Source organism: Streptomyces sp. NPDC002784 (assembly GCF_053592135.1).
Window position 1 is genome coordinate 106,362 of the sequence record NZ_JBSFVD010000016.1, and the last position, 23,247, is coordinate 129,608.

Annotated in this window: 22 protein-coding genes; 9 read left to right on the forward strand and 13 right to left on the reverse strand. The window is 73.0% G+C overall.

All coding sequences use genetic code 11. The features are described from left to right. Nucleotides 1-17 precede the first annotated feature (17 nt). The 6 genes from ACWD1Z_RS25350 to ACWD1Z_RS25375 all read right to left on the reverse strand — a co-directional run bounded on the left by ACWD1Z_RS25350 (nucleotide 18) and on the right by ACWD1Z_RS25375 (nucleotide 7,388). On the reverse strand, nucleotides 18-1,427 hold the full coding sequence (locus ACWD1Z_RS25350) for a lysine N(6)-hydroxylase/L-ornithine N(5)-oxygenase family protein (RefSeq protein ID WP_451121871.1): 1,410 nt from the start codon (nucleotides 1,425-1,427) through the stop codon (nucleotides 18-20). Beyond that, entirely contained in the window at nucleotides 1,424-2,794 is a 1,371-nt protein-coding gene (locus ACWD1Z_RS25355; RefSeq protein ID WP_451121872.1) for a pyridoxal phosphate-dependent decarboxylase family protein, read from the reverse strand. The genes ACWD1Z_RS25350 and ACWD1Z_RS25355 overlap by 4 nt, the downstream gene beginning before the upstream one ends. A 117-nt stretch (nucleotides 2,795-2,911) precedes the next feature. Further along, nucleotides 2,912-5,395, reverse strand: a complete 2,484-nt coding sequence (pepN, locus tag ACWD1Z_RS25360; RefSeq protein ID WP_451121873.1) for an aminopeptidase N — start codon at nucleotides 5,393-5,395, stop codon at nucleotides 2,912-2,914. Between the two features lie 56 nt (nucleotides 5,396-5,451). Next, on the reverse strand, nucleotides 5,452-5,985 hold the full coding sequence (locus ACWD1Z_RS25365; protein ID WP_451121874.1) for a response regulator: 534 nt from the start codon (nucleotides 5,983-5,985) through the stop codon (nucleotides 5,452-5,454). A 141-nt stretch (nucleotides 5,986-6,126) separates the two neighbouring features. Further along, complete coding sequence (locus ACWD1Z_RS25370; RefSeq protein ID WP_451121875.1) at nucleotides 6,127-6,486, reverse strand: chorismate mutase; 360 nt, start codon at nucleotides 6,484-6,486, stop codon at nucleotides 6,127-6,129. A gap of 11 nt (nucleotides 6,487-6,497) precedes the next feature. Further along, the gene (locus ACWD1Z_RS25375; protein ID WP_451121876.1) at nucleotides 6,498-7,388 is read right to left on the reverse strand and encodes a helix-turn-helix domain-containing protein; all 891 of its coding nucleotides are present in this window, start codon (nucleotides 7,386-7,388) and stop codon (nucleotides 6,498-6,500) included. A gap of 84 nt (nucleotides 7,389-7,472) precedes the next feature. Here ACWD1Z_RS25375 and ACWD1Z_RS25380 point away from each other — a divergent pair, with 84 nt between their 5' ends. Beyond that, nucleotides 7,473-9,209, forward strand: a complete 1,737-nt coding sequence (locus ACWD1Z_RS25380; protein WP_451121877.1) for a glycoside hydrolase family 35 protein — start codon at nucleotides 7,473-7,475, stop codon at nucleotides 9,207-9,209. A 60-nt stretch (nucleotides 9,210-9,269) separates the two neighbouring features. Here ACWD1Z_RS25380 and ACWD1Z_RS25385 read toward each other — a convergent pair whose 3' ends face one another. Further along, nucleotides 9,270-10,058, reverse strand: a complete 789-nt coding sequence (locus ACWD1Z_RS25385) for a S1 family peptidase (RefSeq protein ID WP_451121878.1) — start codon at nucleotides 10,056-10,058, stop codon at nucleotides 9,270-9,272. Nucleotides 10,059-10,232: 174 nt separating this feature from the next. Between ACWD1Z_RS25385 and ACWD1Z_RS25390 the strand changes: the two genes are divergently transcribed. After that, nucleotides 10,233-11,114, forward strand: a complete 882-nt coding sequence (locus ACWD1Z_RS25390; RefSeq protein ID WP_451121879.1) for a hypothetical protein — start codon at nucleotides 10,233-10,235, stop codon at nucleotides 11,112-11,114. Between the two features lie 67 nt (nucleotides 11,115-11,181). Here ACWD1Z_RS25390 and ACWD1Z_RS25395 read toward each other — a convergent pair whose 3' ends face one another. Together ACWD1Z_RS25395 and ACWD1Z_RS25400 are read right to left on the reverse strand one after the other, a co-directional pair. Beyond that, complete coding sequence (locus ACWD1Z_RS25395; RefSeq protein WP_451121880.1) at nucleotides 11,182-12,087, reverse strand: SDR family oxidoreductase; 906 nt, start codon at nucleotides 12,085-12,087, stop codon at nucleotides 11,182-11,184. A gap of 285 nt (nucleotides 12,088-12,372) precedes the next feature. Further along, nucleotides 12,373-13,110, reverse strand: a complete 738-nt coding sequence (locus ACWD1Z_RS25400) for an SDR family oxidoreductase (RefSeq protein ID WP_451121881.1) — start codon at nucleotides 13,108-13,110, stop codon at nucleotides 12,373-12,375. 53 nt (nucleotides 13,111-13,163) lie between these two features. Here ACWD1Z_RS25400 and ACWD1Z_RS25405 point away from each other — a divergent pair, with 53 nt between their 5' ends. From ACWD1Z_RS25405 to ACWD1Z_RS25420, 4 genes are read left to right on the forward strand one after another with little or no spacing between them, the layout of a single operon-like run. Beyond that, nucleotides 13,164-13,907, forward strand: coding sequence for an enoyl-CoA hydratase family protein (locus tag ACWD1Z_RS25405; RefSeq protein ID WP_451121882.1), 744 nt, complete (start codon nucleotides 13,164-13,166; stop codon nucleotides 13,905-13,907). A gap of 56 nt (nucleotides 13,908-13,963) precedes the next feature. After that, on the forward strand, nucleotides 13,964-14,773 hold the full coding sequence (locus tag ACWD1Z_RS25410; RefSeq protein WP_451121940.1) for a CoA transferase subunit A: 810 nt from the start codon (nucleotides 13,964-13,966) through the stop codon (nucleotides 14,771-14,773). Beyond that, nucleotides 14,770-15,486, forward strand: a complete 717-nt coding sequence (locus ACWD1Z_RS25415) for a CoA-transferase subunit beta (protein ID WP_451121883.1) — start codon at nucleotides 14,770-14,772, stop codon at nucleotides 15,484-15,486. Before ACWD1Z_RS25410 ends, ACWD1Z_RS25415 begins: the two co-directional genes overlap by 4 nt. Next, nucleotides 15,486-16,535: an NAD(P)H-dependent flavin oxidoreductase gene (locus ACWD1Z_RS25420; RefSeq protein WP_451121884.1), complete on the forward strand. Its 1,050-nt coding sequence runs from the start codon at nucleotides 15,486-15,488 to the stop codon at nucleotides 16,533-16,535. The genes ACWD1Z_RS25415 and ACWD1Z_RS25420 overlap by 1 nt, the downstream gene beginning before the upstream one ends. Here ACWD1Z_RS25420 and ACWD1Z_RS25425 read toward each other — a convergent pair. Genes ACWD1Z_RS25425 through ACWD1Z_RS25435 form a run of 3 tightly spaced genes read right to left on the reverse strand, consistent with a single transcriptional unit; the run spans nucleotide 16,519 to nucleotide 19,115 of the window. Next, nucleotides 16,519-17,676: an acetyl-CoA C-acetyltransferase gene (locus ACWD1Z_RS25425; RefSeq protein WP_451121885.1), complete on the reverse strand. Its 1,158-nt coding sequence runs from the start codon at nucleotides 17,674-17,676 to the stop codon at nucleotides 16,519-16,521. The genes ACWD1Z_RS25420 and ACWD1Z_RS25425 overlap by 17 nt on opposite strands. Before the next feature lie 26 nt (nucleotides 17,677-17,702). Further along, complete coding sequence (locus tag ACWD1Z_RS25430; RefSeq protein ID WP_451121886.1) at nucleotides 17,703-18,317, reverse strand: TetR/AcrR family transcriptional regulator; 615 nt, start codon at nucleotides 18,315-18,317, stop codon at nucleotides 17,703-17,705. 15 nt (nucleotides 18,318-18,332) lie between these two features. Continuing rightward, the gene (locus tag ACWD1Z_RS25435; protein WP_451121887.1) at nucleotides 18,333-19,115 is read right to left on the reverse strand and encodes an SDR family oxidoreductase; all 783 of its coding nucleotides are present in this window, start codon (nucleotides 19,113-19,115) and stop codon (nucleotides 18,333-18,335) included. A gap of 49 nt (nucleotides 19,116-19,164) precedes the next feature. On the opposite strand from ACWD1Z_RS25435, the gene ACWD1Z_RS25440 reads away from it, so the two are divergent. Together ACWD1Z_RS25440 and ACWD1Z_RS25445 are read left to right on the forward strand one after the other, a co-directional pair. Continuing rightward, complete coding sequence (locus ACWD1Z_RS25440; protein ID WP_451121888.1) at nucleotides 19,165-20,304, forward strand: acyl-CoA dehydrogenase family protein; 1,140 nt, start codon at nucleotides 19,165-19,167, stop codon at nucleotides 20,302-20,304. After that, nucleotides 20,304-21,284, forward strand: coding sequence for an acyl-CoA dehydrogenase family protein (locus ACWD1Z_RS25445; RefSeq protein WP_451121889.1), 981 nt, complete (start codon nucleotides 20,304-20,306; stop codon nucleotides 21,282-21,284). Before ACWD1Z_RS25440 ends, ACWD1Z_RS25445 begins: the two co-directional genes overlap by 1 nt. Nucleotides 21,285-21,327: 43 nt before the next feature. Here the strand turns inward: ACWD1Z_RS25445 and ACWD1Z_RS25450 are convergent, their stop codons facing one another. Continuing rightward, nucleotides 21,328-22,056 (reverse strand): vWA domain-containing protein, encoded by a 729-nt coding sequence (locus tag ACWD1Z_RS25450; protein ID WP_451121890.1) that lies wholly within the window; start codon nucleotides 22,054-22,056, stop codon nucleotides 21,328-21,330. A 207-nt stretch (nucleotides 22,057-22,263) separates the two neighbouring features. Between ACWD1Z_RS25450 and ACWD1Z_RS25455 the strand changes: the two genes are divergently transcribed. Beyond that, a complete protein-coding gene (locus ACWD1Z_RS25455) occupies nucleotides 22,264-23,169 on the forward strand; it encodes a chitosanase (protein ID WP_451121891.1) in 906 nt (301 codons plus the stop codon). The last annotated feature ends 78 nt before the right edge of the window (nucleotides 23,170-23,247 follow it).

The following is a 23,247-nucleotide window of genomic DNA, read 5'->3' on the forward strand; positions in this document are numbered from 1 at the left end:
CTTGAGGTGATGCGGCCTCAGATCCCGTCCCGCAGCGGCGTCAGTGCCTGCGGCCGGCGTGCGGAGGGGATCTGGGGCTGCTGTGCGTCCAGGCCGAAGGTGGTGAAGGCGGTGCGGCCGGGCAGAGGGTAGGTCTCCTTGCCGGTCAGGGAGTTGAGGACGGTCGCGCTGCGCCAGGCGGCGAGGCCGAGGTCGGGGGTGCCGACGCCGTGGGTGTGGCGTTCGGCGTTCTGGACGTAGATGTTGCAGCCGGAGCCGGTGACGGAGGGGTCGAGCACGAGCCGGAACTGCTGGTCCACGCGCGGGCGTTCGCGGCTGTCGCGGCGCAGGTAGGGGTCGAGTCCGGCGAGGATGCGGTCGAGGGGGCGTTCGCGGTAGCCGGTGGCGAGGACGACGGCGTCGGTGGTGAGGCGGTCGCGGGTGTGCTGCTCGGTGTGTTCCAGGTGCAGTTCGATCTTGGTGGTGGCGATCCGGCCCGCGGTGCGCACCCGCACGCCCGGGGTGAGCACGGTGTCGGGCCAGCCGCCGTCCAGCGTACGGCGGTAGAGCTCGTCGTGGATGGCGGCGAGGGTGCCGGCGTCGATGCCCCGGTGGAGCTGCCACTGCGAGGTGAGGAGCCGGTCGCGGGCGGGTTCGCCGAGCGCGTGGAAGTAGCGGGTGTAGTCGGGCGTGAAGTGCTCCAGGCCGAGTTTGGAGTACTCCATGGGTGCGAAGGCCGTGCTGCGGCCGATCCAGTGCAGCCGCTCGCGGCCCGCGGGGCGGGCGCGCAGCAGGTCGAGGAAGATCTCGGCGCCGGACTGGCCGGAGCCGACCACGGTGATGTGTTCGGCGGCGAGCAGTTCCGCGCGGTGGTCGAGGTAGTCGGCGGCGTGGTGGACGGGCACGCCGGGGGCCTCGACGAGGGGCTTGAGCGGGTCGGGGACGTACGGCTCGGTGCCGATGCCGAGGACGATGTTCCGGGTGTAGGTGCGGCCCAGTGCCTCGGCCTCCCCGTCGGCGTCGAGCTGGGTGAAGTCGACCTCGAACACGTCCCGTTCGGGGTTGAAGCGGACGGCGTCGACCTGGTGGCCGAAGTGCAGGGCGGGCAGGTTCTGCGACACCCAGCGGCAGTAGGCGTCGTACTCGGCGCGCTGGATGTGGAAGCGCTCGGCGAAGTAGAAGGGGAAGAGCCGGTCGCGGCTCTTGAGGTAGTTGAGGAAGGTCCAGGGGCTGGCGGGGTCGACGAGGGTCACCAGGTCGGCGAGGAAGGGGACCTGGATGGTGGCGCCCTCGATGAGCAGGCCGGGGTGCCAGGTGAAGGCGGGGCGCTGTTCGTAGAAGACGGCGTCGAGTTCGGCGAGCGGGTGGGCGAGGGCGGCGAGGGAGAGGTTGAACGGGCCGATGCCGATGCCGACCAGGTCGCGGGGTGTGTCGGAGGTGGGGCTCATCGGGGGGTGGTTCCTTCCACGAGGTTCAGCAGGGCGGCCAGGTCGCCTTGGCTGGTGCGGGGATTGAGGAGGGTGACCTTCAGCCACAGCCGGCCGTCGAGGCGGGCCCGGCCGATGACCGCGCGGCCGTCGGTGAGGAGGGTGCGGCGTACGGCGGCGACGGTGTCGTCGGAGGCGGTGCGGGGCCGGAAGGCGACCGTGCTGAGGGTGGGGCGTCCGTAGAGCTGGAAGCCGGGGTGCCGGTCGACGAGGTCCGCGAACTCGGCGGCCCGGTCGCAGACTTGGTCGACCAGGCGGCCCAGTCCGGTGCGGCCGAGGGTCTTGAGGGTGACCGCGATCTTCAGGATGTCGGGGCGGCGGGTGGTGCGCGGGGAGCGGGCGAGGAGGTCGGGGAGGCCGGCGTCGGTGTCGTCGTCGGCGTTGAGGTAGTCGGCGTGCTGGTGCAGGGCGGTGAGGTCGTGCGGGGCGCGGACGGTGAGGAGTCCGGCGGCGACCGGCTGCCAGCCGAGCTTGTGCAGATCGAGGGTGACGGTGTCGGCGGCGTCCAGGCCGCGCAGCTTGTGCCGGTGCCGGTCGCTGAAGAGCAGTCCGCCGCCGTAGGCCGCGTCGATGTGGAGGCGGGCGTGGTGGCGGGCGCACAGGGCGGCGATCTCGGGGAGGGGGTCGATGAGGCCGGCGTCGGTGGTGCCTGCGGTGGCGGCCACGAGGTGCGGTCCCGGGAGGCGGGTGAGGGTCTCGTCCAGGGCGGCGGGGTCGAGGGTGCCGGCGGGGGCGGGGACGACGACGGGTTCGGGGAGGCCGAGCAGCCAGGCGGCGCGGGGGAGGGAGTGGTGGGCGTTGGCGCCGTGGATCAGCCGGATTCCGCGGCGCGCTTCGCGGGCGAGGAGGAGGGCGAGCTGGTTGGACTCGGTGCCGCCGGTGGTGACCAGGGCGTCTGCGGGGGCGCCGCCCGGGCCCGCGACCAGTGCCGCGAGTGCCCTGGTGACCAGGGCTTCCAGCGCGGATGCCGCCGGGGCCTGGTCCCAGGAGTCCAGGGACGGGTTCAGGGCGCTCGCGGCCAGGTCGGCCGCGGTGGCCACCGCCAGGGGCGGGCAGTGCAGGTGGGCCGCGCACAGGGGGTGCGCCGGGTCGGCCGAGCCTTCCGCCACCGCCCGCACCAGGGCGTACAGGGCTTGCGGGGCGCCCTCCTCCGGCAGCGGGTCGCCCACGGCTTCCCGGACCCGGGCCGCCACCGCCTCCGGGCCGCCCGTGGGCAGCGGGCCGCCGCGGGCCCGGGTGCCGTCCCGCAGCGCGTCGAGGACGGTGTCGAGCAACGGGCCCAGGGCGGGCGGGCCTTCGGGTCCCGAGGCGAGGGGCGGCATGCTCATGGGGACCAGCTTGTACGCCCATGGCGCGACGTGTCCGAAAAGCCCGGGGTTCGGAACCCGAAAGGGGGTACTTCCGTGCGGGGAAGACGTGCCGGAGCCGGAGCCGCCCGTGGGGCGCTAGATCTGCCGCACCCGCAACGCCCTCGCCAGGTCGTCCAGTTGATCCACCAGCTTGCGGCGCAGCGCCGGGATCGGGTCCGCCTCGCGCAGACAGGTCTCGCCCAGGCTCAGCGTCTCCCCGTCGACGGCGTACACCGGGAACGCCCAGCGGCCGACGACATCGGCGATGGCCGGGCCGCGGCGGGCGGCGACGGCGACCGCGTCCCGGTAGTAGCGCGGCACGTACTCCCGTACCAGATCGGCCTGTTCGGGCTGCCAGAAGCCCTGGGCGGTGGCGGTGAACAGGTAGTTGGAGAGGTCGTCGGTGGCGAACATCGCGTCCCACGCGCGTGCCTTGGCCGCCGCGTCGGGCAGGGCCGCGCGGCAGCGGGCGGCGCCCTCCTGGCCGGTGGCGCTCGGGTCGCGCTCCAGCTCGGCGGCGATGGCGCTCTCGTCGGCGGCGCCGAGGACGGCGAGCCGGGACAGGATCCGCCAGCGCAGTTCCGGGTCGAGTTCGGGGCCGCCGGGCACGGTGCCGTCGGCGAGCCAGGCCGCGATGGGCTCGGGGTGCGCGGTGACGTCGATGTAGTGGCGTACGGCGATCAGGCGCAGGCCGGGGTGGTCGCCGTCCTCGGTGCGGCGGATGAGGTCGCGGCACAGGGAGGCGAGGGAGGCCAGGGCGGCGGGGCGTTCCTCGGGGGCGAGGTAGCGGTCGGCGACCTGGCCGGAGGCGAAGCCGAGGACGCCCTGGGCGAGGGCGAGGTCGGTCTCGTGCGGGAGGTGGGTGCGGGCGGTGTCCAGGTAGGCGGCGGCCGGGAGTTCACCGTCGCGGACGGCGTCCCTGAGGGCGTTCCAGACGACCGCGCGGGTCAGCGGCTCGGGCAGTCCGGACAGGGCCGTACGGACGCCTTCGAAGGAGTCGGGGTCGAAGCGGACCTTGGCGTAGGAGAGGTCGCCGTCGTTGAGCAGCAGGAGCGTGGGGCGCTTGCCGATGGGCCGCGGCTCGCTCTGCGGGATGTCGAGGTCGAGGCGTTCGCGCAGCAGCAGGTGGCGGCCTTCGTCGGCGACGTCGAGGTCGTAGAGGCCGACGGCGATGTGGTGCGGGCGGCTGCCGGTGTGCTCGACCCGCAGGGTGCAGGTGCCGTCGGTGGCGGGCGTCACGCGCGGGGTGAGGGTGTCGACGCCGGTGGTGCGCAGCCAGGCGTCGGCCCAGGCGTGCACGTCGCGGTCGGTGTGGGCGGCGAGGGAGTCGATGAGGTCGGCGAGGGTGGCGTTGGCGAACTTGTGCCGTTCGAAGTGGGTGTTGATCCCGGCGAGGAAGTCTTTCTCGCCGAGCCAGGCGACCAGCTGGCGCAGTGCGGAGGCGCCCTTGGCGTAGGAGATGCCGTCGAAGTTGAGCAGTGCGGAGGCGGTGTCGTCGACGGCCTCGGGGGCGACGGGGTGGGTGGACGGGCGCTGGTCGGCGTCGTAGCCCCAGCCCTTGCGGACGACGCCGAAGTCGGTCCAGGTGTCGGTGAAACGGGTCGCCTCGGTGAGGGTCTGGTAGCCCATGTACTCGGCGAAGGACTCGTTCAGCCAGATGTCGTCCCACCAGCGCAGGGTGACGAGGTCGCCGAACCACATGTGGGCCATCTCGTGGGCGATGACCATGGCGCGGGTCTGGCGCTCGGTGTCGGTGACGGCGGAGCGGTAGACGAACTCGTCGCGGAAGGTGACCAGGCCCGGGTTCTCCATGGCGCCGGCGTTGAACTCGGGGACGAACGCCTGGTCGTAGGAGTCGAAGGGGTAGGGCTCGGTGAACTTCTCGTGGTAGCGGTCGTAGCACTGCTTGGTGATGTCGAGGAGTTCGTCGGTGTCCGCGTCGAGGTAGGGGGCGAGCGAGCGGCGGCAGTGGAGGCCGAAGGGCAGTCCGCGGTGCTCGGTGGTGACCGAGTGCCAGGGTCCGGCGGCGACGGCGACGAGGTAGGTGGAGATCAGCGGGGTGGGCGCGGCCCTCCAGACGCCGTCGGTGTGCTCGGTGCGGCCGTTGGCGAGCACGGTCCAGCCTTCGGGGGCCTTGACGGTGAGCTCGAAGACGGACTTGAGGTCGGGCTGGTCGAAGGCGGCGAAGACGCGCTGCACGTCGTCCATGAACAGCTGGGTGTAGACGTAGGTCTCGCCGTCGATGGGGTCGGTGAAGCGGTGCATGCCCTCGCCGGTGCGGGAGTAGCGCATGGCGGCCTCGACGCGCAGTTCGTGCTCTCCGGCGGTGAGGTTCTTCAGGGGCAGCCGGTTGCCGTCCAGGGTCCGCGGGTCCAGCGGCTGTCCGTCGAGCGTGACCGAGCGCAGTTCCGCGGGCTTGACCTCGACGAAGGTGTCCGCGCCGGCGCGCGTGGCGAAGCCGATGACGGTGACGGAGTCGAAGGTCTCGTCGCCCGTGGTCAGATCGAGTTCGATCGTGTAGCGGCGGACGTCGATGAGCTGGGCACGGGTCTGCGCTTCGTCGCGCGTCAGTACGGACATGCAGGCCATGCTGCCTGATGGCACCGGCAAGGCACAGAGGCGGATCGGTACGCGGCCTATGTCCGGTCCTGCGCCGGTCGGGCGCCGGAGATGTCACGCTGCGGCGGGACCCGGGAGTCGGGGTGGGGCAGGACGGGTGCGCCGGTGCCGGCCTGGTCCTTGACCAGCGCGCGCAGGTCGCGGACCTCCTGCTCCAGGGCGCGGTGGCGGCGGTAGGCGTCGTAGAGGTAGCGGACCTTGGTGCGTAACGCCCAGGGGTCGATGGGTTTCATCACCAGGTCGGCGACGCCCAGTCCGAAGGCGATCGACGTCAGTTCCTGGTCCGGGCCGAAGCCGGTCAATAATATGACCGGAATGTGCTGGGTCTGTTCGAGGCGGCGCAGGTAGCGCACCACGTCCAGGCCGCTGACGCCGGGCATGCGCACATCCAGCAGGAGCAGCCCGATCTGCCCGCGCAGCACCTGTTTGAGCGCGTCGTCGCCGGAGGTGGCGCGGCTGAGCTGGTAGCCCAGCGGGGCCAGGGCGCTCTCCAGCGCGTACAGCGTGTCCTCATGGTCGTCGACGATGAGGATCTTGGCATCCGACGGCATGGTCCGACGTCCCTCCCGCATGGGACCACCAGCGTGTGTCCATGACGCTGACGGGGCGTGCCCGCCGACTGACAACGAGTGCACAGCGCAGCATGCCCCGTGCGGGCGGCCCTGTCACCTCCCCGTCGCCCGGGGAGAGGGTCAGTTCGCCGTGGGCGCAGCGCCGTTGACCGTGTTCTCGGTGGTCCCGGCGATGTTCTCGTGGTGCCTGATCACCTCGGCGATGATGAAGGTCAGGAATTTCTCGGCGAAGGCCGGGTCGAGCTTGGCGTTCTCGGCGAGCGTGCGCAGCCGGGCGATCTGCCGGGCCTCGCGGGCCGGGTCGGCGGGCGGCAGCTGGTGGGCGGCCTTGAGGTGGCCGACCTGCTGGGTGCACTTGAAGCGCTCGGCGAGCATGTGGACGACGGCCGCGTCGATGTTGTCGATGCTGTCGCGCAGGCGGGCGAGCTCCGCGCGGACGGCGGGGTCGACGTCACCGGTTCCGGTGTTGCTGGTGGTCATGGGCGACCACCCTACAAAGCCCCGGGCCCTTCGATCATGGGTGGATCGTCCGGATCCGGAACCCGGTCGCTCCAGCCGCCGGGGACGGTACGGCCCTGCTGGGTGCGGAAACGGACGGGGGGCATGCCGACGCGGCGGGTGAACAGGCGGGAGAAATAGGCCGGATCGTCGTATCCGACGCGCCGGGCGACGGCCGCGACGGGCAGGTCGGTGGCGGCGAGGAGTTCCTTGGCGCGGCCCAGGCGGATGCCGAGCAGATAGTCCTTGGGGCCGCGTCCGGCGCCGCGGCGGACGGCGGCGCGCAGTTCGGTCAGGGTCATGCCGTGCCGGGCGGCGTGCTCGGCGACCGTCATCGGGGTGCAGGCGTCCCGGGCGAGCGCCCTGAGGACCTGGTCGCCGTCGGGGGCGAGGTCGGCGCGGGCACGGCGCAGGGCGACGAGGAGCTCGTGGACGGCGGCCGCGGTCTCGACCTCCAGCAGCGGGTTGTCGCGGCGGGCGGCACGCGCGATCCGGGCGATCACCCCGCGCGGGCCCGCGGCGTCCGTGAGGGGCACCACCGGGCGGTCCGGTTCGATGCAGCCGAGTTCGGTGTACGTGGCGGTCGCGGGCCCGGTGAAGTCGACGAACCCCTCGTCCCAGCCGGTGGCGGGGTCGGGGGCGTAGTGGTGCGGGACGCCGGGGGTGAGCCACAGCAGCGCGGGCGCGGTGACGGTGGTACGGCGGCCGTCGGGGCCCTCGTACCAGCCGCGGCCGGCGCTGATGACGACGGCGACATGGTGGTCCAGGGTGCGCGGGCCGACGGTGGGCAGGGCGCCGTACTGGAGGCCGACGCCGAGGCAGACCAGTCCGAGGCGGTGATGGACGGGGCCGGGCGTGAAGAAACGCATCCAGGTGTGGTACATCGTGCTCTCCCGCGTTCTCTTCCGTCCAACCAGCGCCGATCTTTGTCCATGGATCCGGTCGCCGCCAGGGGTGAGGGTGGCGGCATGAACGACTTCGCGGTGGGGGACACCGATTTTCTGCTGGACGGGCGGCCGGTGCGGCTGCTGTCCGGCGCGCTGCACTACTTCCGGGTGCACGAGGAGCAGTGGGGCCACCGGCTGGCGACGCTGCGGGCGATGGGCCTCAACTGCGTCGAGACGTACGTGCCCTGGAACCTGCACGAGCCCCGGCCCGGCGAGTTCCGGGACGTGGCCGCGCTCGGCCGCTTCCTGGACGCGGCCCGGGAGGCGGGGCTGTGGGCGATCGTGCGGCCGGGCCCGTACATCTGCGCCGAGTGGGAGAACGGCGGGCTGCCGCACTGGGTGCCCGGTCACGCACGCACGCGTGACGAGCGTTTCCTGCGTCCGGTGCGGGACTGGTTCGGGCGGCTGCTGCCCGAGGTCGTGGCCCGGCAGGTGGACCGCGGCGGCCCGGTGATCATGGTGCAGGTCGAGAACGAGTACGGCAGCTACGGCTCGGACGCCGCCTATCTGGCGTGGCTGGCCGAGCTGCTGCGCGCGCAGGGGGTGACGGTCCCGCTGTTCACCTCGGACGGCCCGGAGGACCACATGCTCAGCGGGGGCTCGGTGCCGGGCGTCCTGGCCACGGTGAACTTCGGCTCCCACGCGCGGGAGGCGTTCCAGGCGCTGCGCCGGCACCGGCCGGGGGGTCCGCTGATGTGCATGGAGTTCTGGTGCGGCTGGTTCGACCACTGGGGCGCCGAGCACGTCGTACGGGATCCGCTGGACGCCGCCTCGGTGCTGCGGGAGATCCTGGAGTGCGGGGCCTCGGTCAACCTGTACATGGCGCACGGCGGCACCAGCTTCGCGGGCTGGGCGGGCGCCAACCGGGGCGGCGGCGAGCTGCACGACGGGCCGCTGGAGCCGGACGTGACGAGCTACGACTACGACGCCCCGATCGACGAGGCCGGGCGGCCCACGGCCAAGTTCTGGGCCTTCCGCGAGGTCCTCGCCGAGTACGCCGAGGGCCCGCTCCCCGAGCCCCCTCCCCCGCCCGCCCGGCTGGCCGCCCCGGCCGCGGCCCGCCTGACCGGCTGGGCGCCCCTGGACGCCGTACTGGAGGCCCGGGGCGGTGCGGAGGTGTCCGGGCCCGTCCCGCCGACGTTCGAGGAACTGGACGTGGACCGGGGGCTGGTGCGCTACGAGGTGCGCGTGCCGGGGCCGCGGCAGCCGTATCCGCTGACCGCGCGCGGGCTGCGGGACATCGCGGTGGTGTACGTCGACGGACAGCGGGCCGGGGTCCTCACCGAGGAGGACGAACGGCTCCCGGAGCCGGTCGGCGGGCACGCGCGCGTGGAGCTGTGGGTGGAGTCGCTGGGGCGGGTCAACTACGGGCCGCGCTGCGGGGAGGCCAAGGGGATCACCGGGGGGATCCTGCACGAGCGGCAGTATCTGCACGACGTACGCGCGCGCGGGCTGCGGCTCGACGACCTGGACGAGGTGTCGGCCGTGCCGTTCCGGGAGCTCGACGGCACGGGGGCGCCGGGGCTGTACCGGGGCACGGTGACCGTCCGGGGTGCCGGGGACGCGCTGCTGGAACTGCCGGGCTGGATCCGGGGGTTCGTGTGGGTGAACGGCTGCAATCTCGGCCGGTACTGGGCGGCGGGGCCGCAGGAGGCGCTGTTCGTGCCGGGTCCCGTGCTGCGCGAGGGGGAGAACGAGGTGCGGGTGCTGGAGTTCGAGAGCGCGTCGGCGCAGGCGCCCGCCCTGCGGGGCGTGTGAGCCGCGCGCCCTCCCTGACGGTGAGGGCGCGCGGCGCACGCCGTGCTCGTGGCCGCGTCCCTACAGGGCCGACGCGGCCCGGGCTATGTCGGCGGCGAACGTGTTCACCTGGGTGTAGACGCCGGGCACCCCGGCGCGGGCGCAGCCGTCGCCCCAGCTGACGATGCCGACCTGGATCCACTTGCCGGCGTCGTCCTTGCGGAACATCGGGCCGCCGGAGTCGCCCTGGCAGGTGTCGACGCTGCCGCGCGTCCAGCCGGCGCAGAGCTCCTCCTTCGCGACCAGCCGGTTGCCGTAGTGGCGCTTGCACACGCGGTCGGCGACGAACGGCACCGTGGCCTTCCGCATCTTGGTGGTGCCGGTGCCCGCGCCTTCCTGGGTGTCGCCCCAGCCGGCGATCGTGAACATGCCGCGGTTGTAGCGGTCGGTGGTGGCGATCTTCAGCGTGGGCTTGTCGATCGGCTTGGCGAGCTTGATCAGCGCCCAGTCCTTGCCGGTGCCGTCGTAGCCCGGGGCCACCTTGACCTTGGTCGACTTGACCTTGATGGCCGAGGAGGAGTTGAGGTCGCTGACACCGGCGGTGACGGTGATGCGGTTGTTGTTGCCGGAGCCGTCCATGCAGTGGGCGGCGGTCAGGACGATGTCCTTCTTGTAGAGCGCCCCGCCGCAGCCCATCGAGAGGTGGACCATGAAGGGGAACTCGTTCTGCGCCGCGGGCGTTCCTCCTACGACCCGGGTGTCCGCGGCCTGGGCGGTGCTCAGGGGCTGGAGGGAGGCGACGGCGAGGGTGACGGCACCGAGCGCCACGGCTCGCTTGACCAGCGTCAGGCCGCCGCTTCTCGTGGGCATGTTATGGGTCAACGCATGTCCTTTCGTGGGGGGTTGGGCGGCCCGCAGTATGAAGATCGAGGAGGGGGCATGACAAGGACGGATCTCACGTACCGGGAAGGGAACCCGAGCGGGGAAATATCCCTCACCTCCCCGTAGAGTGGAATCGGGTTCAGGCGTCTTGGGGGTTCGGACGTGGCGAACGGCGGACCGGTCGAGCACGGCTACCCACACCTTCAGACGGTGCGGGCGGCGATCACCGCGCTGTACAAGCGGTTGTCGTACGACACCGTCCAGACGTTCGCGAGCAGTGTGGTCCCGGCGGACGTGGCGTTCTGCGACACCGACGACCTGTATCTGGGCACCCAGCGGGTGGCCCGCGAGCTGGTGCGGCACTACCGGCTGCCGGACGCCCGGATCATCGTGAGCTTCCGTGAGATGACGCATGCGGCGAACGTCGAACTCGCCGCGGGACCCGAGTACTTCGTGGAGCTGAACGACCGGTTCCGGACGCATCGGCGGGACATCGGGGCGGCGCTGGCCCACGAGATCATGCATGTGTATCTGCACCGGCTGGATCTGTCGTTCCCCGGTACGCGGGACAACGAGATCCTCACGGACACCGCGACGACGTACCTGGGCGCGGGGTGGCTGCTGCTGGACGCGTACCGGGAGGACGGGGCGTCGTCGCAGAAGCTGGGGTATCTGACGCCGGAGGAGTTCGGCTATGTCCTCGCCAAGCGGGCGCTGGTCTTCGGGGAGGATCCCTCGGTGTGGTTCACCAGTCCGCAGGCGTACACGGCGTACGGCAAGGGCATGGCGCAGGCCCGCCGCGACGAGCAGCAGCCCCCGCTGACGGCGGCGGGCTGGGCGGGGCGCCGCCGGTACGCCCGCGACCGGCGGCACGGGGGCGGCGGACCGGCACCGGGCGCGCCGTACACCTTCACTCCGGACGGCGGCGGGCTGCGGGTGTCGTTCCCCTGTCCGACGTGCCACCAGCGGATCCGGGTACCGGTGCGGGGGCGGGTGCGGGCGCGGTGCGGGCTGTGCCGGACGGTTCTGGAGTGCGACACGTAGGGCTCCGCCGGGGGCGGGGGACCGGGTGGGGTTCGTGGTGGCCGGGGAGTCGGCTGCGAGTGCGTGGTCACGCCCCGTACACCGCCCCCGGCGGCTCCGCCTCCCCCAGTAGTTTCACCGCCGTCTCCCCCGCCTCCCGTGCGTCCCAGCGGGCCCCCTTGTCCGCGGTCGGCCCCCTTCGCCAGCCCTCCATCACCGTGATGCGGCCGGCCTCCGCCTCGAAGACACGACCCGTCACTCCCGCGCTCGCGGCCGAGCCGAGCCAGACGACCAGGGGGGAGACGTTCTCCGGGGCCATCGCGTCGAAGCCCGATGCGGGGGCCGCCATGGTGTCGGCGAAGGTGCGTTCCGTCATCCTCGTGCGGGCGGCCGGGGCGATGGCGTTGACCTGGACGCCGTAGCGGCCGAGTTCGGCGGCCGCCACCAGCGTGAGCGCCAGGATCCCGGCCTTCGCCGCGCTGTAGTTGCCCTGCCCCACGGCCCCCGACAGACCTGCCCCGCTGCTGGTGTTGACGATCCTCGCCGTCGGGGTGCGCCCCGCCTTGGCCTCCGCCCGCCAGTGCGCCGCCGCGTGTCTCAGCGGCAGGAAGTGGCCCTTGAGGTGGACGCGCACCACCGCGTCCCACTCCTCCTCGCCGAGGTTCACCAGCATCCGGTCCCGCAGGAACCCGGCGTTGTTGACCAGGGTGTCCAGGCGGCCGTACGCGTCCAGGGCCGTCCGGATCAGCGAGGCGGCCCCTGCCGTCGTCGCTATGTCGCCGCCGTGCGCCACCGCCTCGCCGCCCGCCGAGCGGATCTCCTCGACGACCCGCCCCGCCGGGCCCTCGGGGTCCGGTGTGCCGTCGAGGCCGACGCCGAGGTCGTTGACGACCACCCGCGCCCCCTCCGCCGCGAAGGCGAGCGCGTGGGCCCGGCCGAGGCCCCGCCCGGCGCCGGTGACGACGACGACCCGTCCGTCGCAGAGTCCGGTCATCTCAGCCCCGCTTCCGGGCAGTTACCCGCGCCGACGACAACGATCCGCGCTCTCCGCTCATCCCACGCCTCCCTCTCGACAGTCCCCGCACCGGCACCAGCACCCCGCCCCCTCATCCCCGCGCCCAGAAGAGCCGGCCGCTCCCGCCGCACGAGCACCCCGCTCCCCCCACAGTCGCCGCGCCCAGAAGGGCCGGCCGCTCCCGCCCCTTTGCACGAGCACCCGCTCCCCCACAGTCGCCGCTCCCAGAAAGCCCGCCCCCGTCCACCAGCACCCCGCTCCCCCTCACACCTCCCCCACAGCCGCCGCATCCAGAAAAGCCGGCCGCTCCCCGCCCCCATGCACCTGCAGCGCCGCCCCGGTGACATACGCCGCCGCGTCCGAGGCGAGGAAGACCGCCGCCGCGCCCACGTCCGCCGGCTCGGCCAGCCGGCCCAGCGGGACCGTCCTCGACACCGCCGCGACGCCCCGCGCGCCGCCGTAGTGCAGGTGCGCCAGTTCGGTGCGGACCATCCCGACCACCAGCGTGTTGACCCGGACCTCCGGCGCCCACTCCACCGCCATCGAGCGGGCCAGGCTCTCCAGGCCCGCCTTGGCCGCTCCGTACGCAGCCGAACCCGGCGAGGGCCGGCCGCCGCTGACGCTGCCGATCATCACCACGCTCCCGCGGGCCCGCCGCAGCAGGCCGTACGCGGCGAGCGAGACCGTCAGCGGGGCGGTCAGGTTCAGCTCCAGCACGCGCGCGTGCCGCTCCGCGTCCGCCCCGGTCAGCAGCCGGTACGGGGTGCCGCCCGCGTTGTTCACCAGGACGTCGAGCCGGGGCAGCCCGTCGAAGAACCGGCGCACCGATGCGGGGTCCCGTACGTCCAGGGCCCTGAACTCCACTCCCTCACACGGCACTTCCGGCGCCCGGCGCGCGGCCGCGATCACCTCCGCCCCCGCCGCCACGAAGGCCCGGGCGATCCCGGCGCCGACGCCGCGCGTACCGCCGGTGACGACGGCGAGCTTCCCGTTCAGCTCCATCCGCTGCTACCTTCCACCTAACAAACGTTAGGTGGAAGGTAGCTGATGCGCCCATGAGTGTCTCCACCTCGTCCCCGGAAAAGGGGATCCGCGTCGTCACGGTCGACCACCCGCCCGTCAACGCCCTCCCGGCGACCGGCTGGTTCGCTCTCGCCGACGCCGTCCGCACGGCGGGCCGCGACCCGGAGGTGCGGTGCGTGGTGCTGGCCGCCGCGGGGCGGGGCTTCAACGCGGGCGTGGACATCAAGGAGATCCAGGCCCACGGCCGGACCGCGCTCATCGGCGCCAACCGCGGCTGCTACGAGGCCTTTTCGGCCGTGTACGAGTGCGAGGTCCCGGTGGTGGCGGCGGTGCAGGGCTTCTGCCTGGGCGGCGGCATCGGACTGGCCGGCAACGCGGACGCGATCGTCGCGAGCGAGGACGCCACCTTCGGCCTCCCCGAACTGGACCGGGGCGCGCTGGGCGCCGCCACCCATCTGGCCCGGCTCGTGCCGCAACACCTCATGCGCGCGCTGTATTTCACCTCCCGCACGGCCACCGCGACCGAGCTGCACGCCCACGGCTCGGTGTGGCGGGTGGTCCCCCGCCCGGAACTCCTGGGCGCGGCCCTTGAGTTGGCCCGGGACATCGCCGCCAAGGACGGCGAGCTGCTCCGCCTCGCCAAAGCGGCCCTCAACGGCATCGACCCCGTCGACGTCCACCGCAGCTACCGCTTCGAGCAGGGCTTCACCTACGAGGCGAGCGTGAGCGGCGTCGGGGACCGGGTCCGGGACACCTTCGGGGAGGCGCCCGCATGACCGACAGGACGCTGGACGACAGGACGCTGGCCGACAGCACACTGACCGACAGCACGCTGGCCGACAAGACGATGACCGCCGACGAGGCCGTCTCCCGGCTGTCCGACGGCATGACCCTCGGCATCGGCGGCTGGGGCTCCCGCCGCAAACCGATGGCCCTGGTCAGAGCACTGCTCCGCACGGAGATCACCGCTCTCACGATCGTCTCCTGCGGCGGCCCCGACGTCGGCATGCTCGCCGCCGCCGGACGTGTCCGCAGGCTCGTCGCCCCCTTCGTCACCCTCGACTCCATCCCCCTAGAACCCCACTACCGCGCCGCCCGCGAGCACGGCACCCTCGAACTCACCGAGGTGGACGAGGCGATGTTCCTGTGGGGCCTGCGCGCCGCCGCCCACCGGCTGCCCTTCCTCCCGGTGCGCGCCGGACTCGGCTCGGACGTCATGCGGGTCAACCCCGGCCTGCGCACGGTCACTTCGCCGTACGAGGACGGCGAGACCTTCGTCGCCATGCCCGCGCTGCGGCTCGACGCCGCCCTCGTCCACGTCAACCGCGCCGACCGGCGGGGCAACGGCCAGTACCTGGGCCCCGACCCGTACTTCGACGACCTCTTCTGCGCGGCGGCGGACACCGCGTACGTCTCCTGCGAGCGGATCGTCGACACCGCCGAGCTGACGAAGGAGGCCGCGCCCCAGACCCTGCTGATCGCACGGCACACCGTCACCGGCGTGATCGAGGCCCCCCGCGGCGCCCGCTTCACCTCCTGCGCCCCCGACTACGGCCGCGACGAGGCCGTACAGCGGGAGTACGCGACCACGCCCTGGCCGGAGTTCGCCGAACGGTACCTCAAGGAGAGCAGGACGGCATGACCGCCACCCGGGCCGAGTACTGCGTCATCGCCTGCGCCGAGGCATGGCGCGGGGCCGGTGAGATCCTGGCGAGCCCCATGGGCCTGATCCCCTCCGCAGGCGCCCGCCTCGCCCGGCTGACGTTCTCCCCGGACCTGCTGCTCACCGACGGCGAGGCGATGCTCGTCCGCCCGGACGGCACCGTCGAGGGCTGGCTGCCGTACCGGCAGCACCTCGCCTGGGTCACCGGGGGGCGGCGGCACGTGATGATGGGCGCGAGCCAGATCGACCGGTTCGGCAATCAGAACATCTCCTGCATCGGGGACTGGTCCAGGCCCGCGCGGCAGCTCCTCGGGGTGCGCGGGGCGCCGGTCAACACGCTCAACAACCCCACCAGTTACTGGATCCCGCGCCACTCCCGGCGGGTCTTCGTCGAGCGCGTCGACATGGTCTGCGGAGTGGGCTACGACCGTGCCGCAGGCGCCCGCCACCACAGCGTTCCGCGTGTCGTCTCCGACCTCGGCGTCTTCGACTTCGCCACCCCCGACCGCTCGATGCGGCTGGCCTCGCTGCACCCCGGCGTCACCGTCGAGGAGGTCCGGGAGGCGACCGGCTTCGCGCTGACGGTCCCGGACGAGGTGCCGTACACCCGCGATCCGTCCCCGCGCGAACTGCGGCTGATCCGTGCGGAGATCGACCCGGAGAACACCCGCGCGCGGGAGGTGGACCGCTGATGGAGACCGCGCTCACCCGGCTCGTCGGGGTCCGGCATCCGCTCGTGCAGACCGGGATGGGCTGGGTGGCCGGGCCCCGGCTGGTCTCCGCCACCGCCGAGGCGGGCGCGCTCGGGATCCTGGCCTCCGCCACGATGACCGTCGACCGGCTCCGCGAGGCCGTCCGCGAGGTCAAGTCCCGTACGGACGCGCCCTTCGGCGTCAATCTGCGCGCGGACGCCTCGGACGCCGCCGACCGCGTCCAGGTGATCATCGACGAGGGCGTCCGGGTCGCCTCCTTCGCCCTCGCCCCCTCCCCCGGGCTGATCGCCGGGCTGAAGGAGGCGGGGGTGCTGGTGATCCCGACCGTCGGCGCGCGACGGCATGCCGAGAAGGTCGCGGGCTGGGGCGCGGACGCGGTGATCGTGCAGGGCGGCGAGGGCGGCGGGCACACCGGCGAGGTGGCCACGACGGTGCTGTTGCCGCAGGTGGTGGATGCGGTGCGGATCCCGGTGGTGGCGGCGGGCGGGTTCTTCGACGGGCGGGGCCTGGTCGCCGCGCTGGCCTACGGCGCGGCGGGCGTCGCCATGGGCACGCGCTTCCTGCTGACCTCCGACTCGACGGTCCCGGACGCGGTGAAGGCGCGCTATCTGGCGGCCACGGTCCGGGACGTCACCGTCACCACGGCCGTCGACGGCCTGCCGCACCGCATGCTCCGTACCGGCCTCGTCGAGTCGCTGGAGCGCTCCGGCCGGGCCAGGGCCCTGTGCCAGGCCGTACGGCGGGCCGCGGGGTTCCGGCGGCTGTCGGGGCTGTCCTGGCGCCGGATGATCCAGGACGGGCGCGCCCTGAAGCGGGGCAAGGACCTGACCTGGAGCCAGGTGCTGCTCGCCGCGAACACGCCGATGCTGCTCAGGGCGTCGATGGTGGACGGCCGCACGGACCTCGGGGTGATGGCGGCGGGCCAGGTCACCGGAGTCATCGACGACCTGCCCTCGTGCGCGGAACTGGTGGACCGCATCATGACGGAGGCGGCGCACACCCTGCGGCGGGTCACAGCCGCTCGATGACCGTCACGTTCGCCTGTCCCCCGCCCTCGCACATGGTCTGGAGGCCGAACCTGCCGCCGGTGCGCTCCAGTTCGTGCAGGAGGGTGGTCATCAGGCGGACGCCCGTGGCGCCCAGGGGGTGGCCGAGGGCGATGGCGCCGCCGTTGACGTTGACCCGCTCGGGGTTGGCGCCGGTCTCCTTCAGCCAGGCCAGGACGACCGGCGCGAACGCCTCGTTGATCTCGACGAGGTCGATCGCGTCGATGGTCATGCCGGTCTTCTTCAGGGCGTGCGCGGTGGCCGGGATGGGCGCCGTGAGCATCCGGATGGGGTCCTCGCCGCGCACCGAGAGATGGTGCACGCGCGCGCGGGGCGTGAGCCCGTGCTCGCGCACCGCCCGCTCGGAGGCGAGCAGCAGGGCCGCCGCGCCGTCGGAGACCTGCGAGGAGCAGGCGGCGGTGATCGTGCCGCCGTCCAGGACCGGCCGCAGCGCGGCCATCTTCTCCAGCGAGGTGTCCCGGCGCGGCCCCTCGTCGGCCACGACGTCGCCGTAGGGCACCAGTTCCCGGTCGAAGCGCCCCTCGTAGATCGCCCGCACCGCCCGCTCGTGGGACCGCAGCGCGAACTCCTCCTGCTCGCGCCGGCTGATGCCCCACTTCGCGGCGATCATCTCGGCGCCGGCGAACTGGTTCACCGGCTTCGCGCCGTACCGCGCCCGCCAGCCCTCGCTGCCCGCGAAGGGGCCCTGGGTCAGCCCGAGCGGCTCGGCGGCCTGCCGGGTGGCGTACGCGATCGGGATCATCGACATGTTCTGCACCCCGCCGGCCACGACCAGGTCCTGGGTACCGGAGAGCACGGCCTGGGCGGCGAAGTGCACGGCCTGCTGGGAGGATCCGCACTGCCGGTCGACGGTCACCCCGGGCACCTCCTCGGGCAGCCCGGCCGCCAGCCAGCAGGTCCGCGCGATGTCCCCGGCCTGCGGCCCCACGGCGTCCAGGCACCCGAAGACGACATCCTCGACGGCCGCCGGGTCGACGCCCGTACGCGCCACCAGCTCCTTCAGCACCCGCGCGCCGAGGTCGGCCGGATGCACCCGGCCGAGCCCTCCCCCGCGCCGCCCCACGGGCGTACGGACCGCTTCGACGATGTATGCCTCGGCCATGACGACTCCCCGGACTCTCCATTGGGTTACGTGCGTACGGCGATCCCGTCCAGCACCATCGACAGGTACTGCCGGGCGATCTCCTCGGGGCTGTGGTGTCCGCCGGGCCGGTACCAGGACGCGGCGACCCACACCGTGTCCCGCACGAACCGGTAGGTGAGCCGGACGTCGAGGTCGGCCCGGAACACCTCGGCCGCGACCCCGCGCTCCAACGTGGACAGCCACGCCGTCTCGAACCGGCGCTGGGACTCGGCGAGGAACGCGAACCGCTCCTGCGCCACCAGCTGCCTGCTCTCCTTCTGGTAGATCGCGACGGCGGCGCGGTGCCGGTCGATCTCCCGGAACGACTCGGTGACCAGCGCTTCGAGGGTCTCCCGCGGCCCGAGGGCGGCGCCGAGAACGGTGTCGTAGCCGTCCCACAGCTCGTCGAGGAAGGTGCGCAGGATCTCCTCCAGCATCGACTCCTTGGAGTCGAAGTGGTAGTAGAGGCTGCCCGCGAGCATGCCCGCGTGGTCCGCGATCTTGCGTACGGTGGTGGCGTTGTAGCCCTGCTCGGCGAAGACCTCGGCGGCGGTGTCGAGGAGTTCCCGGCGCCGGGCGGGTGCGGCGGCGGTCACCTGGGGCTTCTTCTTGGTCGGCACGGATCCATTCTCGTCCTAGGCGTGCTGGCTGCTGACGGAGACGACCTCTCCGGTCAGGTACGAGGAGTAGCCGGACGCCAGGAAGACGATCGCGTTGGCCACCTCCCAGGGTTCGGCGTACCGCCCGAAGGCCTCGCGCGCGGTGAGCTCCGCCAGCAGTTCCGGCGAGGTCACCTTCGCCAGGTGCGGATGCATGGCGAGGCTCGGGGCGACGGCGTTGACACGCACCCCGTAGGCGGCGGCCTCCAGCGCGGCGCACCGGGTCAGCGCCATGACGCCCGCCTTCGCGGCGGCGTAGTGCGCCTGCCCGGCCTGTGCGCGCCAGCCCAGCACGGAGGCGTTGTTGACGATCACCCCGCCGGTCTCCCGCATCCGCCGCAGAGCGGCCCGGACGCAGCGGAAGGTGCCGCCGAGGGTCACGTCGAGGACCCGCGACCACTGCTCGTCGGTCATGTCGACGAGGGCTTCAGTCCCGCCGAGCCCGGCGTTGTTGACCACCACGTCCAGCCGCCCGTGCTCCTGGACGGCGGTGTCGAACAGGGCCGTCACCTGGGTCTCGTCGGTGACATCACAGGCGACGGCCGTCACCGCCCCCGGGAACTCCCGCCCCAGCTCGGCCTCGTACTCCTTCAGCCGCCGGACGTGCGCGTCGCTGAGGAGCACCCGCGCGCCCTCCTCCAGGAACCGGCGCGCGGTCGCCGCGCCGATGCCCGCGCCCGCGGCGGCCGTGACGACGGCGGTACGGCCCTTCAGCAGCCCGTGCCCGGGGACGTACGCCGGGCTCTCGACGCCTGTCATAGGGGCACGCTAACCTACCAAACACTTGTTAGGGAAGGAGTGGCGGCCGATGGATCTCACGTTCACCGAGGAGGAGACCGCCCTGCGCGCGGAGGCCCGGTCCTGGCTGCGCGCACGGGTGCCGGCCGAGCCGCTGCCGTCCCTGGAGACCGAGGAGGGCTTCGCGGCGCACCGCGCCTGGGAGGCCGAACTGGCCGGGGCGCGCTGGTCGGTTATCGACTGGCCCGCGGAGTACAACGGCCGGGACGCCTCCCTCGTCCAGTGGCTGCTGTTCGAGGAGGAGTACTACGCGTCCGGGGCGCCGGGCCGGGTGACGCAGAACGGCATCAGCCTGCTCGCGCCGACGCTCTTCGACTTCGGTACGGCTCGGCAGCGGGCGCGGGTGCTGCCGCCGATGGCGTCCGGCGAGGTGGTCTGGGCGCAGGCGTGGTCGGAGCCGGAGGCGGGCTCGGACCTGGCGTCGCTGCGGGCGAGGGCCACGCGCGTGGCCGGCGGCTGGCTGCTGTCCGGCCAGAAGACGTGGTCGTCCCGGGCGGCCTTCGCGGACCGCGCGTTCGGCCTGTTCCGCAGCGACCCGGAGGCACCGGAACCCCATCAGGGGCTGACGTACCTGATGTTCGGCCTGCGCGCGCCCGGTGTCACGGTCCGCCCGATCCGCCGGCTGGACGGCAGACCGGCCTTCGCCGAGCTGTTCCTGGACGAGGTGTTCGTGCCGGACGAGGACGTGATCGGCGAGCCGGGGCAGGGCTGGCGGATCGCGATGTCCACGGCGGGCGCCGAGCGGGGGCTGAAGCTGCGTTCGCCGGGACGGTTCCTGGCGAGCGCGGAGCGACTTGACCGCCTGTGGCGGGCGCGAGGCGAGCCGGAGACCGCGAGAAGAGGCGTCGCCGACGCCCTCATCGGCGCCCGCGCCTACCAGCTCTTCACCTACGCGGCGGCCTCCCGCTGCCTCGACGGCGAGCGGACCGGCCCCGAGTCCAGCCTGAACAAGGTGTTCTGGTCGGAGTACGACATCGCCCTGCACGAGACGGCGCTCGATCTGCTCGGCGAGGAGGGCGAGCTGGCGGACACCGAGTGGGCCGAGCGCTATGTCTTCGCCCTCGCGGGCCCGATCTACGCCGGGACGAACGAGATACAGCGGGACATCATCGCCGAACGCCTGCTGGGCCTGCCGAAGGGACGCCGCTGATGCGCTTCCTGCCCGACGCCGAGCAGCGGGCGTTCACCGCCTCCCTGGACGCGATGCTGGGCGCGGCGGACACTCCGGCCGTCGTACGGGACTGGAGCCGGGGCGAGCACGCGCGCGGGCGGGCGCTGTGGGGCCGTATCGCCGGGGCCGGGGTGTTCGCGCTCGCCGTGCCGGAGGAACAGGACGGCCTCGGCCTCCGCCCGGTCGAACTCGCCCTCGCCTTCGTGGAGCTGGGCCGGCATGCGGTGCCCGGCCCGCTCGTCGAGACCGTCACGGCCGCCGCGCTGCTCCCGGAGCCCGAGCGGCTCGTCTCCGGCGAGCTCCTGGCGACGGTGGCCCGCGGGGGCCCGTACGCCCTGGACGGGGACATGGCGACGGTGGCCCGCGGGGGCCCGTACGCCCTGGACGGGGACGTGGCGGACCTGCGGCTCCTGCTCACCCCCGACGGCCTGTTCCGCTGCTCCGGCCACGGCCCGGTCCGCCCGTCGATCGACCCCGCCCGCCGCCTCACCGCCCTGGCCGCGGGCGAACTCCTCACCGCCACCCCGGCCGCCGGCCGCGCCCTGGCCCTGGCCCGTCTCCTCACCGCCGCCCAGGCCCTCGGCGTCGGCCTGGCCCTTCTCGCCCGGACGGTCACCCACGTCAAGCGGCGCAGCCAGTTCGGGGCCCCCATAGGCTCGTTCCAAGCCGTCAAGCACCAGCTCGCCGACGCGAGGACCGCCCTGGAGTTCGCCCGCCCCCTCGTCCTCGGCGCCGCCCTCACCCGCACCGCCGAGGACATCGCCGCCGCCAAGGTCACCGCCTGCGAGGCGGCGTACGCCACCGCCCGTACCGCCCTCCAGCTGCACGGCGCGATCGGCTACACCGCGGAGTGCGACCTGTCGCTCTGGCTGACCAAGGCCCGCGCCCTGCGCACCGCCTGGGGCGGCCCGGACGAGTGCCGGGCCGTCGTCCTCGGTGGGAGTACACGCCACCGGTGACCTCCCAGTGGATCCCGGGCCGCCCGTCCGCCCCGGCGCCGGTTCAGGCGCGCGGCGGGACGATCCCCTGGGCCCGCGCCGCCACCAGCCACTTCGGGAACTCCCCCACCAGGCGGTCGTACAGGTCGGCGTCGGAGACCTTGCGCGGGTCCCGCCCGGCGTGGAAGAAGCCGGCGTTGTCGACGACCCGCTTGTCCGGCACGGACAGCTCGTCGAGCTTGCGCAGATACTCGAACTGCCTGCTGGAGGGGTCCCCGAAGCCGATGAACTGCCAGAACAGCGGCAGCCGGGCCGCCTTGCACAGATACCGTTCCGCGGCGAGCTTGTTGATCGGGCCGCCGTCGGTCTGGAAGACCACCAGGGCGGGCTCCCGGGCGCCGCTGTCGAGGTAGTGGTCGATCACGGCGTCCATGGCGAGGTGGTAGCTGGTCTTGCCCATGTGCCCGAGCCCGGCCACGATCCGCTCGATCCGCCCCTGGTGATCGGCGAGGGCGATCTCGGTCTCGGCGTCGACGTCGGTGGAGAAGAACACCACCGGCACCCGGCCGTCGTCGTCGAGGTGCGCGGAGAGGCCGAGCACCCGGTCGGCGAGCGCCTGCACACTGCCGTCCTTGTAGTACGGCTTCATGGAACCGGAGTAGTCGACCACCAGGTAGACCGCGGCCCGCAGCCCGTCCAGACCGTGCTTGGCCAGCGACACCCCGGCGCTCTTGTACAGGCTGACCAGCGCGGGCGCGGTCTCCTCCACCTTGCTGAGACTGATCGCCGCCATCGGCTTCCCCCTTGACTCGACCGACCGGCTGCCGAGATTACGTCACACTTGACCCGCCTCTCCCGGCATCCACAGCTGTTGGTTACTTTGTACGCCGCCGTCCCCACCGGCTCACCCACCGTCCCATCGCCTTTCGAGGAGCCGGCTTGGAACCCCAGTCCAGCGTCACGACCTGCTGTCGCCATCGCGCACGGGGGGAGGACTGAAGTGAGACGTACCGGAATCCTGACGTTCGCGGCCGTGCCGGTCGCCCTCACGGCGGCGGCGTACTTCCTGATGCCCACCGACTCCGCGCAGAGCCCGGCGAAGCCGCCGGTCTCGGCCGCGCAGCTGGCCCGCGAGGAGGCCAAGGAGCGGGCCGAGACCGAGCGCGCCGCGGACGAGAAGATGCTCGCGAGCCTGCCGCCGGGCCTCGCCGCCCCGGCGAAGAAGGAGCTGGCCCTGCAGATCACGGCCACGGCCGAGTTCTCCAGCCTGAACTGGCGCCTGGGCTACGGCAGCGTCGAGGACAACGGCGACGGATGCGGCTACACGGCCGGCATCATCGGCTTCTGCACCGGCACCCACGACCTGCTCGCCCTCGTCGAGCGGTACACCGAGGCGCACCCCGACAACGGCCTGGCCCGCTATCTGCCCGCCCTGCGCGAGGTGGACGGCACGGACTCGCACGAGGGCCTGGACCCGGGGTTCCCGACGGCCTGGAAGGCGGAGTCGAAGAAGGCGGCCTTCCGCACCGCCCAGGACAAGGAGCGCGACCGCGTCTACTTCAACCCCGCGGTCCGCCTCGCCAAGCTCGACGGCCTCGGCACGCTGGGGCAGTTCGTCTACTACGACGCGATGGTCCTGCACGGCCCGGACCCGAGCCCCAACGGCTTCTACGGCCTGCGCGAACGCGCCCTGAACGAGGCGAAGCAGCCGTCGAGGGGCGGCTCGGAGAAGGCGTACCTCGACATCTTCCTGGACATACGCAAGCAGGCGATGCAGCGCAAGAAGTCCACCGCCGACACCAGCCGGATCGACACGGCCCAGCGGGAGTGGCTCCACGACGGCAACATGGAGCTGCGTACCCCGCTGGCCTGGCGCATGTACGGGGACCGGTACCAGGTGTCCTGAGCAAGGCGGCGGCGCCTGCCCAGTCGTCCGGTCGGGGACAAAGGGCAGGCGCCGTCTGTGTTCCGTACGCCTTTGTAC